The sequence below is a fragment of the Oceanicaulis alexandrii DSM 11625 genome (assembly GCF_000420265.1).
GTDB classification, from domain to species: domain Bacteria; phylum Pseudomonadota; class Alphaproteobacteria; order Caulobacterales; family Maricaulaceae; genus Oceanicaulis; species Oceanicaulis alexandrii.
In genome coordinates, this window is the sequence record NZ_ATUP01000001.1 from 2,066,027 (window position 1) to 2,083,208 (window position 17,182).

Below are 17,182 nucleotides of genomic sequence, written 5' to 3' on the forward strand. Positions count from 1 at the left end.
GGCGGGTCCTATTGCGGCGTCAGGGTCAGCACATGGCTGCCTTCGGGCGCGGTTTCAACGGCCCAGTCATCCCGGATCTCGAAATACTCGCCCGCCGCCCAACGCGGGGCGAGGTCGCCATGATGGTCCGAGAGCGGGTGGCCCGACTGGCCCGGCGCGAACATGTACAGCGAGTTGTTGAGGTCTGACAAATCATAGATCGCCCGCAGCGAGGCGGCGTGGAAGACATCATAACTGCCTGAGTCATAGCTGAAATGCGCCACATTGATCGTCGCGCCGTCGCCGGGGACGGGCACGCGGTTGGCGAACATGGACCCGATCAGCGGCAGGGAATCAAACGGGTGGTCGAAATCGGCCACATGCATGTCGCCCCAGCGCCAGCTGTTCATGTCAGGCCCGAAGGCGTCCGCGGTTTCCGCCATGGCGGCGTCGAGCGCCAGCCCGGCGGTGATGGAGCAGCTCTCCACCGCATCCGTCCGCACGTCATCGCACCAGGCCGAGGCTTCACCGGCCAGAACCTCTTCCAGGAAGGCGCGGCGCGGCTGGTTGAAGGCGGAGGCGAGCGTATCAAGCTCATCGTTCCAGATTGCGCCGGACAAGACGCGCAGCCAGGCCGAATAGATCAGCGCTTCTGGCGCATCCATGTCCAGCGCGCCGTCCCAGGCTTCCAGCCGCGCCAGGGCTTCCGCTCCCAGCTGGCTTTCAGGCTCGGACCCCAGCAGCACGGGCAACAGACGCAGGGCCTGCTCGCTGGTCACATCCATTTGCAGGGCGGCGAAGCTTTCCAGCGTATGACGGTCGCGCGCGATGAGCTCACGCTCGATCCGCGGCGCACGATAGGTCGCGTACGAGCCCGGCAGCGGATACGGATAGTCTGGCCCCGCCACCAGATTATTGCCCGATGCGATGAACCCGCCTTCGGGGTTTCGCACGCGCGGCAGCTCTTCAAACGGGATAAAGCCCGTCCACTCGCCGCTCTCATCGCGGATCGGCAATAGACCCGCCGTCGTGTACCCGATCGTGCCGTCCACGCTGGCGAAATGCATGTTTTGCATGGGGGCGGTCCAGCCGCGGCCCGCTTCGACAAATTCGTCAAAGGTCTGCGCCTGCATGATCGCCAGGGTGGCGTCCGCCACGCGGTTGCCCGGCGCGGTCACAGTGGAGCGTCGCACCACGATGGCGTCCTCGTCAAAGCCGCGCAGATCAAACCATTCCGGGTCCAGCACGGGGCCGTCGCGGGTTTCCTCGACGGTCAGCTCATAAGGGTCGGAGCGGCCCTTGATCTGGATGGTTTCGGTGCGGCTTGTGATCTCTTCGGCTGAGCGATCGCGTTCGAGAATGTCGATCACGTCAAAGCCGGTATTGGTGAAGCCCCAGGCGGCGTGGGCGTTGCGCCCCAGAATGACGAAGGGCGCGCCCGGCACGGTGCCGCCGATGACCGGTCCGTAAGACAGGTTCAGCCGCACATAGTACCAGATCGCCGGGGTGCTCAGGCCCAGATGGGGGTCGTTCGCCAGCAATGGGCGTCCGGTTTCAGAGCGCTCGCCAGAGACCACCCAGGCGTTCGAGCCTGGCTGGTTGTCGGGTTGCGCGCTCGGCTGGGCGGGCTCGCTCAGGGGCAGCGTCTGCACCTCGCCGAAGCGGGCGCGCATATCCTCGGCCTTGAGCATGGTCGGCGCCCAGTCGGGGAAGTTCAGGGTGAACTGCGCGAGCTGCTCGGCGGACAGAATATCGTCGAGCAAGGCGCGATCCATGTCAGCGCCCGCCCCAGCGGCCAGATCATGGGCCAGCAGCACGACAATCGCCGCGCTGTCTTCCAGGCTCCACGCTTCAGGCGCGGTGCGAAGCACAGCGTATTCAGGCGCGACCGAGCCCTCGGCCAGGCGCGCGTTCACGCCGGAGATATAGGCCTGCATCATTGCGCGGGTGTCTGCGGATGCGTTGGCGACGATCTCTTCGGTCAGGCGACGGAAGCCATAGGTGCGGGTCTGGGCGTCGGCGCGCAGATACTCCTCGCCAAACAAGGCGGAGAGTTCGCCGCGCATATAGCGCCGGGCCATGTCCATCTGGAAAAAGCGTTCACTGGCGTGCACATAGCCCAACGCCGCCATCACATCGGCGTCGCTGTCGCCAAAAATGTGGGCGATGCCGTTGGCGTCGCGCACAACGTGTGCGGGGGAATCCAGCACGGAAAGCGTGACCTCGCCGGACTGGCGGGGCTTGGAGGCGTGAAACCGCTCCACCATCCAGGCGCTGACGCCCAGAACGGTGATCAGAACCAGCGCTATCGCTGCGAATACTATGCGGATGATCCAGGTTTTCATGTTGGGCCTCCCCAAGGGCCAAGTCGTCACTCTAAATGCGCCATAGATCTGGCGCCCCGTTCTTCAGGCGGAACATTCTTCATTAAGTTGTGTCAGTTATCGTCACAAAAAAATTCAAGGGTGTCCCATGAACATCGCGAAGACCGCTGCTCCTGTGTGCGAAGAAACAGTCTGCCGATGCGCTGAGCTGATCCCTGAGCGGCTGCGGTTCGCGTTTCAGCCGATCATCGACTTCAAGACGCGCACGATCTTTGCGCAGGAAGCTTTGGTGCGCGGCGCGGAAGGGCAGTCTGCGGGCTCGGTCCTGTCCAAAGTGACCGCAGACAACATGCACGCCTTTGACCGGCATTGCCGTATCCAGGCGCTCAAATCCGCCAGTACAGCTTTGTCGGATCGGCCTGAGCTGTTGTCTCTGAACACCATGCCCAATGCCGTTTACGATCCCGCGACGTGCCTGCGGACCACCCTGGCGGCGGCTTCGGCGAACGGGTTTCCGATCAATCGCATCATGTTCGAGATGACGGAACATGAAGCGGTCAACGACCCCGACCATTTCGCCATGATCGTGCGCTCGTACAAGGATATGGGCTTCCTCACGGCGCTGGACGATTTCGGCTCCGGCGGTGCGGGCCTGACCCTTCTCGCGGCTGTGATGCCAGACATCATCAAGCTGGATATGGCGTTGGTGCGCAATGTTCATATCAGCCCGGTCAAGCGTACGATCCTGGCGGCCATGGTGGACATCTGTGAGCGCTTTGACATCAAGATCATCGCCGAAGGCATTGAGGTCAAAGCCGAGGCGCGCGCCTTGTTCGATCTGGGAATTCACCTGTTCCAAGGGTATTATTTCTCCAAACCGCAACTGGACGACGCCCCGGCGATTTCTGACATCAACTGGTCGATCGCAAGCTAGCCCGCTTGCAGCTTCTTGAAGAATTCAAACATCTTGCCGTAGGGCGGGCGGATCAGGCGGCTGGGGTGCCAGACCGGCGCTTCAAACACGCCGCGCTCATGGGTGAAGGTCAGGAACCCGCTTTCCCCGTGATAGCTGCCATAGCCGGAGGCGCCGACGCCGCCAAACGGCAGGTCTTCCACTGACAGGTGCAGAAGCGGGATGTTGACCGCCGCGCCGCCTGAAATCGTCCGTCCGAGAAAATCGCGCGCGGTCTGCTTGGACTTGGCGTAGACATAAAGCGCCAGAGGCCGGTCGCGTTCATTGATGAAGCGCGCAGCGTCTTCCAGTCCGTCATGCCCCAGAACAGGCAGGATCGGGCCAAAGATCTCTTCCTGCATCAGTTTGGAGTCGAGCGGAGGATTGACCAACACGGTGGGCGGGAAGATGCGTGTATTGCCGGCATCCGCCTTGTTGAAAGCGAGCTGGTGAACTTCGGCGCCGGCCTGGCGCACTTCTTCGACCATCTCGCTCAAGCGGGCATGATGACGTTCGGAGATGATCGCGGTGTAGTCGCCATTGGTGGCCACATCGGGCCACATCTCGCCGGTTTCATGCATCACGGCCTTGGCGAAGTCCTGCTCAGACCCGCGCGGAACCAGTGCGTAATCCGGGGCGACGCAGGTCTGGCCGGCGTTCAGGAACTTGCCCCAGGCCAGGGTCTTTGCGGCTTCCGCGCCGTCAAAATCCGGCGCGACCACGGCTGGCGATTTGCCGCCCAGCTCCAGCGTCACAGGGGTCAGGTTCTCCGCGGCGGCCTTGGCGACGATGCGCCCCACCTGAGTGGAGCCGGTATAGAACAGATGGTCAAAGGGCAGGGCGGTGAAGGCGCTCGCCTCTTCCACGCCGCCTTCGATGACCGCCACATGGTCCTCGCTGAACAACTCGCCCAGGGTGGACTTGATCAATGCGGCGGTGCGCGGGGTGAACTCACTGGGCTTGATCATCACCCGGCAGCCCGCTGCGAGCGCGGCGACCAGCGGGGCGAAGGCCAGCTGCATGGAATAGTTCCACGGTGAGACGATGCCGACCACGCCCTTGGGTTCACGCCGCACATAGGCCTTGCCCGGCGCCAGCGTCATTGGCACCGAGACAGGCTTTGAGCTCGCCCATTTGGTCAGATGCTGGCGGCTGTGTTTGGCCGTGGCGATAGTGAAGCCCAGCTCCGCCAACGCGGTTTCAGACTTGGAGCGTCGACCGAAATCGGCGTCGATGGCGGCGGCGAACTCGTCGCCACGGGTTTTGACCAGCTCTTCGATCTTCTCCAGATCCGCTTTGCGGTCAGAGAGCGGGCGATGGCGTTCAGCTTCGAACGCCGCCTTCTGCTGATGAAAGATCGCCTGCATGGCGTCGATGGAGCCCGTGGCGGTCTGCATATTGGTGTCAGGCATGAGGCTGTCTCCTAGCTCGCACGGATCATATCGGCGGCGCGTGTGGCGATCATGATGGTGGGCGCATTGGTGTTGCCGCCGACTATACGCGGCATGACGGACGCATCCACCACGCGCAGGCTTTTCACGCCGCGCACCCGGCATTGCGGATCGGTGACAGAGAGCGCTCCGCCCCCCATCGCGCAGGTTGAGGTGGGATGGTAGAGCGTCTCGGCACGTTGGCGGACTTCATCAGTCAGACTGGCCCGGCCCGCGCGGGGGTCTGCAGGCAGGTCAAGATGATCAAACTCGCCATCGAACGCGCTGCTGAGCAGCAGGTCGCGCGCGATCTCCAGGCAGTCCGTCATCACCTCAACATCTTCCTCATGGTCGAGATAGTTGGGATCAATGCGGATCGGCGCGCGCGGGTCCGCACTGTCCAGCCTGAGCCGTCCGGTGCTTTGCGGATAGAGGTGACAGGCGTGCAGGCTGATCCCGTGTCCTGTCAGGGTGTCACGACCGTGCGGGCTGGCCAGCGCCGGGATGAACACCAGCTGGATGTCGGGTAGATCCCGCGCCCGGCTGGAGCGCACAAACCCGCAGCCCTGGACCGGGTTGACGGTGAACTTGCCGGTGCCGGTTAGCGCCCACTGCATCACATCACGGGCCGTGGCGGGAAATTTGCGCGCTGAATAGCCAATCGAGGTCGCTGATTTTGTTCGGGCGCGCGCAAGAATGTCGAGATGATCCTGAAGGTTTTCACCGACGCCGGGCGCATCGTGTTCGACGCTGATTCCGTGCTCGCGCAAATGGTCGGCCGGGCCGATGCCTGACAGCATCAGAAGATGGGGCGAATTGATCGCCCCGCCTGACAGGATCACTTCGTGCTTGGCGGTGACGGTGCGCATCTCGCCGTCGGTCTCGATCAGCACGCCTTGGGCTTCACCCTTCTCGATCACGATGCGATGGGCCAGGGCGCCGGTGACGACGGTCAGATTGGGGCGGTTCATTGCGGGTTTGAGAAAGGCGTCCGCCGCAGACCAGCGTTTGCCGCCTTTTTGGGTCACCTGATAAGGGCCGAACCCTTCCTGCCGAGCGCCGTTATGATCCGGATTGTCAGGAATCTGGCGCTGGCGGCAGGCCTCGAAATAGCGCTCGGTCAGCGGATTGAGCGGACCAATGGTCTTCACGTTCAGCGGGCCGCCCTGACCGTGAAAGGGCGCGCCATGGTTTTCGTTGTTTTCGACAGACTTGAAGGCCTCCAGCGCCGCATCGCCATTCCAGCCTTCGGCGCCGTACGTGCTTTCCCAATCGTCGTAATTCTCTAGCGCGCCGCGCATGTAATGCATGGCGTTGATCGAAGAGGAGCCGCCCAGCGCCTTGCCGCGCGGCCAGTAGAGCTTGCGGTCGCCGAGATTTTTCTGCGGTTCGGTCCAGTAATCCCAGTTGATCGCCGGGTTGGTGATGGCGAACTGCAGCAGCATGGGCGTCTTGATGACGGCCTTGTTGTCGGATCCGCCAGCTTCCAGAACGCAGACGGTCACGTCGCGATCCTGGCTGAGTCGGTCGGCGAGCACGCATCCCGCCGAGCCGGCCCCGACGATCACATAATCAAACTCCATGTCGTCTGCGCGGCTCATTGCGGCTCTCCGTCCTGAGACTGAACCTCGCCTTCCATCGGAGGCGTCATGGGGGCTGTGGACGAAGCAGGCGTCAGCGGCGCGACGGTCTCGGCGATGGCGCGAAAGACGGCTGTCATTTCTACGTTCCGCTCGCCCCAGTCCGCATCGCCGGCATTCTGGGCGATCACCAGATCACGGTTGCGATCCATCCAGATATACTGGCCGAACACCCCGGCGGCGTAGAATTCACGGTCATAGTTTTCCGGGATCCAGAAGTGCAGTCCATAGCCGCGATGGGCGTAGCGGCTGGCGCCGGGCTCATGCGACGGCGTGGGCGGCGTGGACACCAGATCCACCCAGCCTTCCGGCAACAGGCGTTCGCCGTTCCAGACGCCGTCCTGCAGGTAGAGCTGGCCGAGGCGCGCATAATCCTCGCTGCTGGCCTGCAGGCAGCAATACCCGATGGCGACCCCTTCAGGGCCCGGCTTGTGCTGCAGCCAGGTCGCCGGATCGCTCATGCCGAGTGGTTCCCACAGCTCCCGCTGCATGATTTCGGCGAGGCGGCCCTCATAGACGCCACGCACGACCGCCGACAGCACATGGGAGTTGGGGCTGATATAATGAAAATCCTCGCCCGGCTCACGATCGCGCTCGATCAGAGCAATCATGTCGTCGGGATTGCGGCGCATGATGAAGGCGTTGAAAAAGAGCGGCCGCACATCGGAGGGGGCGTCGGCGCTATATTCCTCGTTAAACGCCATGCCCGACGACATCATCAGGAGATGGCGCAGGCTGGTCGCGCCATAATCAGTCCCGGCAAATTGCGGCGCATACCGGTCCACCCGGTCGTCCAGGCTCTCGATCAGGCCTTCATGCAGCGCCTTGCCGATCAAGGTGGCGACAAAGGACTTGCCCACAGACCAGGATGTGAAACGTGACTGGGCGTCCGCCTCATACGCATAGGTCTGGGCGATCACCTCGCCGTCAGACAGCACGGTCAAACCAGTGACTTTGGCTTCGGCGAGGTATTCGGCGAGCGTTTTGGTTTCGCCTTGCCATTCATAAGTGATGTCGAGCGATTGAACGTCGCGAGGGAAAGGCGAGGGCGCGACGGCGTCGATCCCGGTGCTCGGCAGGAATTCGTCCATGCGCTGATAGGTCAGCGGATACTGGTCCGGGTCGTCCAGCGACCGGATCTTGGCCGGCGCATAATCGGACCAGGGTCTGTAATACCAGCCTGCGCCCACGAGCCCGAGCAAAACCAACGCGCCCACTACGGCTGTCAGGAAACGCTTCATTTAATCTCTCCCCGAACATGTTCGCCCGGTCTCGCCGCAATCTGCGGGGCGGGCAAATCAGTTAGCCTTGAGTGAACACCTTTCAGAGAGTGAGCGCCAGTCAAAACCGGCTGTCCATGTCTGCGCGGGCGCGCGGTCACTCCGCCGGTGTCAGCCGCAAAACCTGACCGTCCGGGGATTCCGCCAGCAGCCAGATTGCGCCATCCGGACCATTGAGCACCTGTCGGATTCTTTGCCCGCGCTCGGCGAGCAGGCGCTCTTCGCCAACCACGACGCCGTCTTCCAGATCCAGCCTGTGCAGCGCCTGGCCCGCCAGCGCTGACACCAGCAGATCGCCACGCCAGTCGGCGAAGAGGTCGCCGTCATAAAGCGCCATCCCGCTGGGTGCGATTGAGGGCGTCCACACCCATTCCGGCGCGTCAAAGCCTTCATGGTCGAAGAAAGGCGAGATGCGCGCGCCATTGTAATCCAGGCCCATGGTGGCGATCGGCCAACCGGCGTTGGCGCCGGCGTTCAGCGCGTTCAGCTCGTCCCCGCCTTGCGGACCGTGCTCATGGGTCCAGATCGTACCCGTTGCGGCGTCCAGCGCGATGCCTTGCATATTGCGATGGCCATAGCTGTAGACATAGGCCGCGGCCCCGCCTTCATCGGCGAAGGGATTGTCGGTCGGCGCCGAACCGTCCGTGTTCAGCCGCAGCACGGCGCCCAGATGATTGCTGCGCACCTGGGCCTCTTCGCGGTAGGCGAAGCCTTCTCCGGCGGTCATTAAAAGCGTGCCGTCCGGCAAAAAAGCCAACCGTGCGCCATAATGAGCGCTTGTGCTGCGCAAGGGGTCGGCGCGGAAAATCGTTTCGCCATCCACCAGACGGTCCGCTTCGAGCCGGGCGCGATAGAGCGCGGGCGTATTGGCGTCCGCCGTTCCGGAGGCATAGCTGAGATAAACGACGCCCGAAGTTTCAAAGTCCGGGCTCAGCGCCAGGTCGAACAGTCCGGCCTGCCCTTCGGCGAAGACGTCATCCGGGCCGCCCGGCACATCGCTCAGCACGCCATCGCGGAGGTGTTTAACGCCGCCATTGCGTTCGCTGATCAACGCGGACCCATCGGGCAGGAAGGCCATGTCCCAGGGGGTGAGCAGGCCGTCCGCGATCAGTTCGACCTGATAGCTTGCAGGGTCGAGATCATCCGCAGGCGGCGCCGCTTCAGGCGCTTGGGAACAGGCGCTGACGGCGCCGAGAACAAGCGCGAGCCCGGTCGGGGCGATGACGGATTGGATCAGCCGAATCATGATGGTTCCCTCACGCGTGTGTTTGCGGCACTCTCGCTTTAATCGCGAGTTCAAAGCACTATGAGCGCTATGACCGGTGCGCGCAAAGGGGGAATGGGCCATGACGATATTGCGGGTTTTCGGCGCCTATCTGGCGACAGTGCTGGTTCTGGTGGCCTTGGCCGTCATAGCGCAAAGCCTGTTCGTACTGGCGGGGTTGATGGCGGTCGGCGCGGAAATCGGCGCAGCGGATGCACTCTCCATGGTCGTTGATGACCTGACCGGATTGGGGCCGCTCTATGCGATCTTCATTGCGCTCGGGTTGGCGATCGCCCTGCCGGTCGCCGCGCTGGCCGGGCGCGTGCTGCCCGTGCCGCGCGGATGGGTGTTCAGCGCGGCTGGGCTGGTGTGCATGCTGGTGATGCTGACCTTGATGAAAGAGGTGTTTTTCGGGGTGCAGGTTATTGCGGGCGCGCGCAGCATGGCGGGGCTGCTCACCCAGGCGGTCATGGGCGGCCTAGCGGGGGTGGTCTTCGTCCTTCTGACCGCGCCGCCGCGGTCCAGACACACAGCATAAAAGACTGATTCCTAAGCCGAACGATGGCGGCACGGTCTCAAGGCGCATGATGCGGCGATGAATGCCTGTCATGCCTGATAGCATGATCTATTGTGCGCAGCATAAAATCATTATCTCAAAAAACATAAGCTATCTCAGGTATATAAGGATAATGCTGCACTGCACGCTATGGCTGCGCCTGTGCTGTTTGCGCAACGCTTGGCTGGTCTTGAGAAGAAGTTTGCATGACAAAATGATCAAAGCCTGCATAAGCTAAGCGTAAGTGCGGACAGCGATCCTACACAGAATATCGCGACGCCAGACCTATCAGGGGAGGAGACCTGTATGAACCGTTTGACCAAAGCAGCCGTTCTCGGGGCGACGGCGCTCGCTGCGGGCGTTGTCGCTGCGCCAGCGCTGGCGCAGCAGCCGGACGTGATCACCGTCACCGCGCAAAAACGCGAACAGACCTTGCAGGAAACGCCGGTATCTGTGGCAGTTGTCACCGATACCGCGATCCAGCAATCGCAAATCCGCGACGCTGCGGATCTGCAAACCCTCGTCCCGTCTCTGCGCGTGGCCGAGTTCGCCTCCTCCACCAATACCGAATTCAGTCTGCGCGGCATCGGTACGTCGAGCTTCAACCCAGGGCTTGAGCCCTCTGTGGGCGTGTTTGTGGACGGCGTGTACCGCCCGCGTGCAGGCGCAGCGATCAACGATCTGTTGTCCATCGAGCGCGTTGAAGTCATCCGCGGTCCGCAATCGACGCTGTTCGGCCGCAACACGCCGGCGGGCGTGGTGAGCTTCATCACCAAGGAGCCCGAGTTCGAACTGGGCGGTGACGCAGAAGTCACCTTTGGCGAGTTCGGCCAGTTCGTGGCCAAGGCCACGGTCACCGGCCCCATTGTTGAAGACGTGCTGGCTTTCCGTCTGGACGCCACCACCCACACCAATACCGGCTACCTGGACAATGTTTCGCCAGTGGCGCAGCGCCAGGAGCTCAACAACCGCGATCGCCAGTCCTATCGCGGTCAGCTGATGTGGTATCCGACTGACGCGACCGAAGTGCGTATCATCGCCGATATGGGCGTCATTGATGAAAATTGCTGCGCGGCGCCGTTCGGATATTACGACCCGATCGACCAGGCCGCGATCATCGCGCTGGGCGGCACGGCGCTGCCCGCCGATCCCTTTGATGGTCAGATGGCGGTCGACGGCAATGTGAACACTCAACTCGATACGGCCGGCCTGTCCGCCCAGATCGATCATGAGTTTGACGGGTTCACCTTCACCTCGATCACCGCGTATCGCACCTATGACGAATCCCAGAACATCGATGCGGACTTCTCCGATATCGATCTGTTGGGCGCTCGCAATATCGATAACGAATACAACAGCTTCACCCAGGAATTGCGCTTCACCTCAAATGGCGGCCAATTCATCGACTGGATGTTTGGCGGGTTCTATTACAAGAACGAACTCGAGTTCAATCAGCGTCTCGTCTATGGCGCGGACACCAAGGCGTTCTTCGACCTGGCGTCTGCCGCGCAAGTGGCCGATCTGGCTGCAGCCTTTGGTCTGCCGGCCGGCACGGGCGGCGTCACGCTGACCGAGTTCCTGGTGGGTGCGAACAACCAGCTAGGCGTCAACAATGTTCCCTTGCTGCCTGCCGGCGGTTATCTGCAGGAAGGCGATGCGCTCGAGCAGGAGAACTACCAGTACGACACCACGTCCTGGTCCGCCTTCGGTCAGTTTGACATCAACTTCACGGATCGTCTGACCCTGACGATTGGCGGCCGCTACACCGAAGAAGACAAGGAGATGGAGACCCGGATCAATATCAATGATCCGATCTCGGCTCTGAGCTTCACCTCTCTGGGCGCCAATTTGCGCCTGCCTGAGGCGTCGCTTTGCCCGTCCTTCCCGGACGGCAATTCGTGCCCGTTCCTGCTGACCACGGTTCTGGCGCAGCAAGCCGCAGGCGATCCGACCCTTGCGGCGCAGCTGGAAGGCGCGCTTCAGGCCTCCGGCATTCCTGGCGCGACGCTCGCCAATCCGTTCGTGGTATATGATCCGACCGTGGCGGCTTTTCTGGCCAACACGCCGTTCAACCTGCTCAACGGCTTCGCTGCGTTCCAGAATTTTGGACCCGTGGACGCCAGCCAGTATCCGACGTCTCGTTCGGACGACAATTTCTCCTACAACGCCATCCTCAGCTATGATGTGACCGATACGTTCAACATCTATGCGAGCTATTCCACCGGCTTCAAACCGGGCGGGTTCAACCTGTCCTATGAAGCGGCGGAAACCGGCATTTTCGAGTTCGAGGATGAAACCGCCTCGTCCTGGGAGTTGGGCGCGAAAGGTTCGCTTCTGGACGGCTCGCTCGTCTATGCGGTCACCTACTTCAACCAGGAAATCGAAGACTTCCAGTCCGAGGCCTTTGTGGGCACGGGCTTCGCGCTCGACAACGCCGGCTCCATCGAAGTCAGCGGCATCGAGTTCGATTTCAGCTATGCGCCGACCGACCGGTTGTTCTTCACTCTGGGCGGCACCTATCTGCTGGATGACAAGTTCGGCGAATATCCCTTCGCCCCTTGCCCGGACAGCTCGCCGCTGTTCGGCCCGGTCTGGGATCCGGCCGATCCGACCTTCGCCAATTGTAACGCCCCGCGGGTCAATGATCAGGGTCAGTCCGGCACGTTCAATGACCTGTCTGGCGTCGAGCGCGGCAATCCTGAGCTGGTGGCGTCCTTCACGGGCACCTACACCCACCCGGTCAATGATCGCCTGGACCTGATCCTGCGCGGTGAAGCCCAGCACACGTCGGACTTCAATCTGGTGGCGAGCCTGGATCCGCGGGCGATCGCCAATCAGGACGCCTTCACCCTGTACAATGCGTCTGTGACGCTGTCGGCGGCGGATGAAAGCTGGGCGCTGCAGTTCTGGGGCCGTAACCTCACCGAGGAAGACTACGCCAAGGGCGGCTTCCCGTCGGTGGGCTATCTGGGATCGAGCTTCAACATCTATCCCGGCGACCCGCGCACCTATGGCGTGACCCTGCGCGCCCGCTTCTAGGCGATGCGCACTGAGTAATGGATCAACGGCGCTGGAGTTTTCCGGCGCCGTTTTTCTTTGTGAGGCCCCCTTGCTTTACCCCTTGCTTTTTTGAGGTGAACAGCGTTCAATTTTTGGCATGAATGAAAGCATGACAGATGTTCTCGCCTTAATCGGGGCGGCGTTTGGCATCGGCCTGATCATTTTGCTGAACATGGCCCTTGGCTGGACACGCTTGCGTCTGAACACCGAAGGTGAGGCGCAACGCTTTCTCAAGCGCGACGTGATGGGTTTCCAGGTCGGGGGCCAACAGGTTTTGACCCCTGACCGGTGCGGTTATCTGTGTCTTGAGGCCGATGGCGGGCGCGTGGGCCTGGTTCTGGCGCGCGGCGATAATGCTGTCGTGCGCGCGCTACGCCCTGGGGAGGTGCGCTCGGTCCAGGTGAGTGGGACGACCCTGACGCTGACGCTTTATGATTACACCTTGCCGCGTGCGGTGCTGGAGCTTGGCCGGGACGGTCAGGCGACAGACTGGGCGGACCGTCTGCAAGACTTTGTGCGTGCGCCAGGCGGCGCACCCGGAAATGAGGCGCGTTATGCCAAATCTGCCTGATCCGATCTTATGGGCCATCCCCGGCTTCATCCTGTTGGTCATCGCCGAGATGATTTACGGGCGGATGACAGGCAGGACCCGGTTTGAGCCCCGCGACACGGCCGGCAGTCTGATTATGGGGCTGGGCAATACGGTGTCGGGCGTGCTTCTGGGCGGGATCGTTGTGGCCTGGTTCGTCTTCGTCGAACAGTTTGCGATCCTGGACATTGGCTGGGCCTGGTACTGGTTCGTCATCGCCTTCGTGCTGGATGATTTCGTCTATTACTGGAGCCATCGCTGGGCGCATACCGTGCGCTGGTGGTGGGCGGACCATGTGGTTCATCATTCCAGCCAGCACTACAATCTATCGACCGCTTTGCGGCAGCCTTGGCTGAATCCGCTGACCCTGAAATTTATCTTTCTGGGCAGCTGGCTGGTCTTGATCGGTTTCCCGCCGGCCATGATCGCCTTCGTGGCGGCGTTCAACCTGATCTATCAATTCTGGATCCACACCGAGGCGATCAAACGCTTGCCCGGGCCTGTGGAATGGCTGATGAACACGCCCAGCCATCACCGGGTCCACCATGCCACCAATCCGCGCTATCTGGACCGCAATTACGGGGGGGTCTTCATCATCTGGGATCGGATGTTCGGCACGTTCGAGCCTGAAACCGACGAAGAAGAGATCCGCTATGGCATCGTTCGCAATCTGGGCACCCATAACCCGCTGACGATCTGTCTGCATGAATGGTGGGGCATCATCAAGGATGTCCGCACGGCGCGCTCGCCACGCGAAGTGCTGGGCTATTGGCTTGGACCGCCGGGATGGTCGCCGGATGGCAGCCGGGACACCTCCGCCATGCTGAAGGCCCGCTGGCTGGAAGAACAAGGGGGCGACGTTTCATCGCGGTCTGACAAGCATCCGCCTGTCGCCGCCGAATAGGCGTGCAGTGCAGCAAGCAAGAAGAGTGATATTGATCAACGCACAGCGTGGATCGCCTTGGAATTCTATGCTGCTATGCGGCGAAATTAATTCCCTTTTTTATTGAAAATGCCCGGTCTTGTGCTGGACACAGAGCGGCCTCTTGATCCAAAGTCGAGAAGTGAACGCCGTTCATTGCTTGCCGAAGACAAGCAGACGGCGTGGAGCTGGCGCGTCCGGCTCATCGCAGATTCGCGGACGCGCAGGCTCCTCTCGCAACAGGCAGGAGGACCTGATGACGGCTTTGCGTGACCTTTATCCCATGCCCGGGATCGACCCGCACTGGCATGTGCCGAACGAATTTGAGTCCGTGTTCGACTGGCGCTTCGACGAAGGCCGCACCACGCTCATGCACCTGTATCAAAAGGGCAAGGACATGCAGTGGGATGCGGTGGACCGCATCGATTGGGAGCTGGATCTGGACCCTGAAAACCCGATGGAGATGCCCGACGAGGCGGTCTCCATCTATGGCTCGGATGTCTGGAACAAGATGAACAAGGCCGAGCGCATTGATTTGCGCCGCCACACTCAAGCCTGGAATATTTCGCAGTTTCTTCAAGGTGAGCAGGGGGCGCTTCTCGCTGCTTCCAAGATCGTACAGGCGGTGCCCGATCTCGACGCCAAGTTCTACGCCGCCACCCAGGTGATGGACGAGGCGCGCCATGTGGAGGCGTATCGCAAGCTGCTGGGCAAGTTCGGCGTCGCCTATCCCATGACCGATCCCTTGCAAAGGCTGGTCAATGACGCGCTGTCAGATTCGCGCTGGGATGTGACCTATCTCGCCATGCAGGTGGTGATTGAAGGGTTGGCGCTCGCCGCTTTCGGCACCATCCGCGACCTGGCGCAGAACCCGCTGGCGCGCATGGTCAACGCCTATGTGATGGAGGATGAGGCGCGGCATGTGGCCTTCGGCCGGTTATCGCTGCGCGATTACTATCCTCAGCTGACCCAGAAGGAACGCGATGAGCGCGAGGAGTTTCTGGTTGAAGCCTGTTATCTGATGCGGGATCGCATGACACAGTCCAAGGAAATCTATGAGGTCCTGGGTCTGCCCGAAAAAGAGTGCCAGGAATTCACCGAGAACTCCGAAATCGTCAAACTCTACCGCACCATGTTGTTCCAGCGCATCGTGCCGATCGTCAAGGATATCGGCCTGTGGGGGCCGAAGATTCAGCGCGCGTATGAAGATATGGGCGTGCTGCACTTCGCAGAACTCGACCCGCAGGCGCTTCAGGATGAAGACGAGCGCATCGCCCGTGAAATCGACGGAGACCGCACCGGCCAGGTGGACGCCGCCAAGGCCCGCCGGGATTATATTCACGCCGTGGCGGCCGAGGGCGCGGCCGGGGCTGCGGAGTAACCTCACAGCTCAGCTCTGAGCTTGCCTCACTCGTCGCCTTGGCATTTCCGCTGGGGCGGCGTTTTTTTTGACGCTTGCTTGCTGGAGTGAGACCTTAACGCCTGTTAAGACTTGCCCGTCTGAGGGGGCGTACCAATCATGGTCTGGCGAAATTGGATTGCGGGTCTCACGCTGCTGATCTGGCTGTGCGCCAGCCAGGCGCAAGCGACGGGCCGCAACTGGACGGCGCGCTGGACCGATGCGGAAGTGGATGCGCTGGGCTATGCATTGGCTGAAGCGTGGACGCATGGACTCGATCCGTCCGCCTATCCGCATCCAGACGCCTTGCGTGCCTTACCCTATGGCGAAAGCCGTGATGAACGCGCCCGCGCCGTCTGGTTCGCCCTTGCTGAAGATCTGGCCTTTGGCGTGGTTGATCCGCGCGCGCTCGATCCTGACTGGACCGCGCCCATCGAAGATGTGGACTTGCTCACGGTTTACGCCGAGGCGCGCGAAGGGGCGGGGATATATGAAAGCCTTGAAGCGCTGGCGCCGTCTCATCCCGACTATCAGGCCTTGCGGGCTGAACTGGTGCGCCGCATGGCCTTGCAGGACGCGCCAATACGCGTGCCCCCTGGCGAGGGAGCGCTAAGCCTGGGAGATGCGGGGCCGCGGGTTGACGCCTTGCGCGCCCGCTTGCGGCAACTGGGCTTGTTGTCGGGCGAGACCGCACCGGGCGCGCCGTTTGACGCACGGCTTGAAAGCGCGGTGATCCGGTTCCAGACCCGTCACAATCTGGCGGCGGATGGCGAGGCGGGGGCGTCCACCCTGTCGGAGCTGAACGCTGGAGATGCCCGCCGCATCAACCAGATCCGGGTCAATCTGGAGCGTTGGCGCTGGCTGCCCTCTGAGTTGGGCGCGCGGCATATCAGAGTGAACATCGCCGATTATGGTCTGGAGGCGTGGGAAAATGGCGAGGTCGTGCGCACCCATGAGGTGATGATCGGACGACGCTATTCACGTACGCCGATATTCTCTGAAGACATGTCCATCATCGAGATCAATCCCTATTGGCTGACGCCGACCAGCCTGGGCTCGCGTTGGCTGCGCAGTTTCCGCACCAATCCCGCCTATGCTCTGTCTCAGGGGTATCGCCTAGTGGATCTCGATACCGGCGCGCGGACAAACCCCTATGAGGCGGACTGGGCGAACCGGCGCTACCGGGTCATTCAGGTGCCCGGGCCGAACAACGCCATGGGCCGAGTCAAATTCCTCTTCCCGAACGTGCATAATGTGTACATCCACGACACGCCGCATCGCGAATTGTTCGCCAACGCCCAGCGTGACGATTCCTCAGGCTGCGTGCGGGTTCAGAACCCCGAAGACCTTGCGATCTGGATTCTGGCGGGCGAGGGCTGGAGCGCACAAGAGGTGGTCCGGGCCTTTGACTCCGGCCAGACGCGGCGCATCCGGCTTCGCTATGTTGTTCCGGTTCATATCCTTTATTTTACGGCTGTGTCTGATGAGCTGGGGCGGATCCGCTTTATTCATGACGTGTACGACCGTGATGCGGCCCTGGTTGCAGCCTTGTCGGACCCACCGCTGTATATCCCGCCCGAGCAGCGGCAGGCCGAGGCTGACGAGGAAGTCGAGGGCGAGCCGGAGAGTGAGCTGGAGGCTGAGCCGGGGACCGAGCCGGAATATGAGCCCGAGCCGGGGGCCGTCCCTTCGCCCTGACAGGCGGAGCCGTTCAGGGGCGGCCTGTCTACACACGGTATTTGCCAAGTTCGTCGTCTCTGACTACACCGCAGACTTTGTTTGTTCAG

Annotated in this window: 12 protein-coding genes; 7 read left to right on the plus strand and 5 right to left on the minus strand. The window is 61.9% G+C overall.

Features of this window, described 5'->3' with window-relative positions; all coding sequences use genetic code 11:
- Nucleotides 1–8 precede the first annotated feature (8 nt).
- Nucleotides 9–2,324 carry a penicillin acylase family protein gene (locus G405_RS0109925; RefSeq protein ID WP_022701365.1) on the minus strand — a complete coding sequence of 772 codons (2,316 nt, stop codon included), beginning with the start codon at nt 2,322–2,324 and terminating at the stop codon, nt 9–11.
- 127 nt (nt 2,325–2,451) lie between these two features.
- On the opposite strand from G405_RS0109925, the gene G405_RS0109930 reads away from it, so the two are divergent.
- Nucleotides 2,452–3,237 carry an EAL domain-containing protein gene (locus tag G405_RS0109930; RefSeq protein ID WP_022701366.1) on the plus strand — a complete coding sequence of 262 codons (786 nt, stop codon included), beginning with the start codon at nt 2,452–2,454 and terminating at the stop codon, nt 3,235–3,237.
- Here G405_RS0109930 and G405_RS0109935 read toward each other — a convergent pair.
- The 4 genes from G405_RS0109935 to G405_RS0109950 all read right to left on the minus strand — a co-directional run bounded on the left by G405_RS0109935 (nt 3,234) and on the right by G405_RS0109950 (nt 8,851).
- Nucleotides 3,234–4,667, minus strand: coding sequence for a coniferyl aldehyde dehydrogenase (locus tag G405_RS0109935; RefSeq protein WP_022701367.1), 1,434 nt, complete (start codon nt 4,665–4,667; stop codon nt 3,234–3,236). The genes G405_RS0109930 and G405_RS0109935 overlap by 4 nt on opposite strands.
- An 11-nt stretch (nt 4,668–4,678) precedes the next feature.
- Nucleotides 4,679–6,286, minus strand: coding sequence for a GMC family oxidoreductase (locus tag G405_RS0109940; RefSeq protein ID WP_022701368.1), 1,608 nt, complete (start codon nt 6,284–6,286; stop codon nt 4,679–4,681).
- Nucleotides 6,283–7,566 carry a serine hydrolase domain-containing protein gene (locus G405_RS15680; protein ID WP_022701369.1) on the minus strand — a complete coding sequence of 428 codons (1,284 nt, stop codon included), beginning with the start codon at nt 7,564–7,566 and terminating at the stop codon, nt 6,283–6,285. Before G405_RS15680 ends, G405_RS0109940 begins: the two co-directional genes overlap by 4 nt.
- A 136-nt stretch (nt 7,567–7,702) precedes the next feature.
- Nucleotides 7,703–8,851, minus strand: a complete 1,149-nt coding sequence (locus G405_RS0109950; protein ID WP_022701370.1) for a PQQ-dependent sugar dehydrogenase — start codon at nt 8,849–8,851, stop codon at nt 7,703–7,705.
- A gap of 100 nt (nt 8,852–8,951) precedes the next feature.
- Between G405_RS0109950 and G405_RS0109955 the strand changes: the two genes are divergently transcribed.
- The 6 genes from G405_RS0109955 to G405_RS15690 all read left to right on the plus strand — a co-directional run bounded on the left by G405_RS0109955 (nt 8,952) and on the right by G405_RS15690 (nt 17,093).
- The gene (locus G405_RS0109955; RefSeq protein WP_022701371.1) at nt 8,952–9,407 is read left to right on the plus strand and encodes a hypothetical protein; all 456 of its coding nucleotides are present in this window, start codon (nt 8,952–8,954) and stop codon (nt 9,405–9,407) included.
- 324 nt (nt 9,408–9,731) lie between these two features.
- Entirely contained in the window at nt 9,732–12,464 is a 2,733-nt protein-coding gene (locus tag G405_RS0109960; RefSeq protein ID WP_022701372.1) for a TonB-dependent receptor, read from the plus strand.
- 130 nt (nt 12,465–12,594) lie between these two features.
- A complete protein-coding gene (locus tag G405_RS0109965; RefSeq protein ID WP_156861460.1) occupies nt 12,595–13,056 on the plus strand; it encodes a hypothetical protein in 462 nt (153 codons plus the stop codon).
- Nucleotides 13,040–13,978: a sterol desaturase family protein gene (locus G405_RS15685; RefSeq protein ID WP_022701374.1), complete on the plus strand. Its 939-nt coding sequence runs from the start codon at nt 13,040–13,042 to the stop codon at nt 13,976–13,978. The genes G405_RS0109965 and G405_RS15685 overlap by 17 nt, the downstream gene beginning before the upstream one ends.
- Nucleotides 13,979–14,252: 274 nt before the next feature.
- Nucleotides 14,253–15,377, plus strand: coding sequence for a ferritin-like domain-containing protein (locus G405_RS0109975; protein ID WP_022701375.1), 1,125 nt, complete (start codon nt 14,253–14,255; stop codon nt 15,375–15,377).
- 138 nt (nt 15,378–15,515) lie between these two features.
- Entirely contained in the window at nt 15,516–17,093 is a 1,578-nt protein-coding gene (locus G405_RS15690; RefSeq protein WP_022701376.1) for a L,D-transpeptidase family protein, read from the plus strand.
- The last annotated feature ends 89 nt before the right edge of the window (nt 17,094–17,182 follow it).

Coding starts and splice junctions, on each gene's coding strand:
- G405_RS0109925 (WP_022701365.1), bottom strand. CDS start 2,324: ATGAAAACCTGGATCATCCGCATAGTATTCGCAGCGATAGCGCTGGTT.
- G405_RS0109930 (WP_022701366.1), top strand. CDS start 2,452: ATGAACATCGCGAAGACCGCTGCTCCTGTGTGCGAAGAAACAGTCTGC.
- G405_RS0109935 (WP_022701367.1), bottom strand. CDS start 4,667: ATGCCTGACACCAATATGCAGACCGCCACGGGCTCCATCGACGCCATG.
- G405_RS0109940 (WP_022701368.1), bottom strand. CDS start 6,286: ATGAGCCGCGCAGACGACATGGAGTTTGATTATGTGATCGTCGGGGCC.
- G405_RS15680 (WP_022701369.1), bottom strand. CDS start 7,566: ATGAAGCGTTTCCTGACAGCCGTAGTGGGCGCGTTGGTTTTGCTCGGG.
- G405_RS0109950 (WP_022701370.1), bottom strand. CDS start 8,851: ATGATTCGGCTGATCCAATCCGTCATCGCCCCGACCGGGCTCGCGCTT.
- G405_RS0109955 (WP_022701371.1), top strand. CDS start 8,952: ATGACGATATTGCGGGTTTTCGGCGCCTATCTGGCGACAGTGCTGGTT.
- G405_RS0109960 (WP_022701372.1), top strand. CDS start 9,732: ATGAACCGTTTGACCAAAGCAGCCGTTCTCGGGGCGACGGCGCTCGCT.
- G405_RS0109965 (WP_156861460.1), top strand. CDS start 12,595: ATGACAGATGTTCTCGCCTTAATCGGGGCGGCGTTTGGCATCGGCCTG.
- G405_RS15685 (WP_022701374.1), top strand. CDS start 13,040: ATGCCAAATCTGCCTGATCCGATCTTATGGGCCATCCCCGGCTTCATC.
- G405_RS0109975 (WP_022701375.1), top strand. CDS start 14,253: ATGACGGCTTTGCGTGACCTTTATCCCATGCCCGGGATCGACCCGCAC.
- G405_RS15690 (WP_022701376.1), top strand. CDS start 15,516: ATGGTCTGGCGAAATTGGATTGCGGGTCTCACGCTGCTGATCTGGCTG.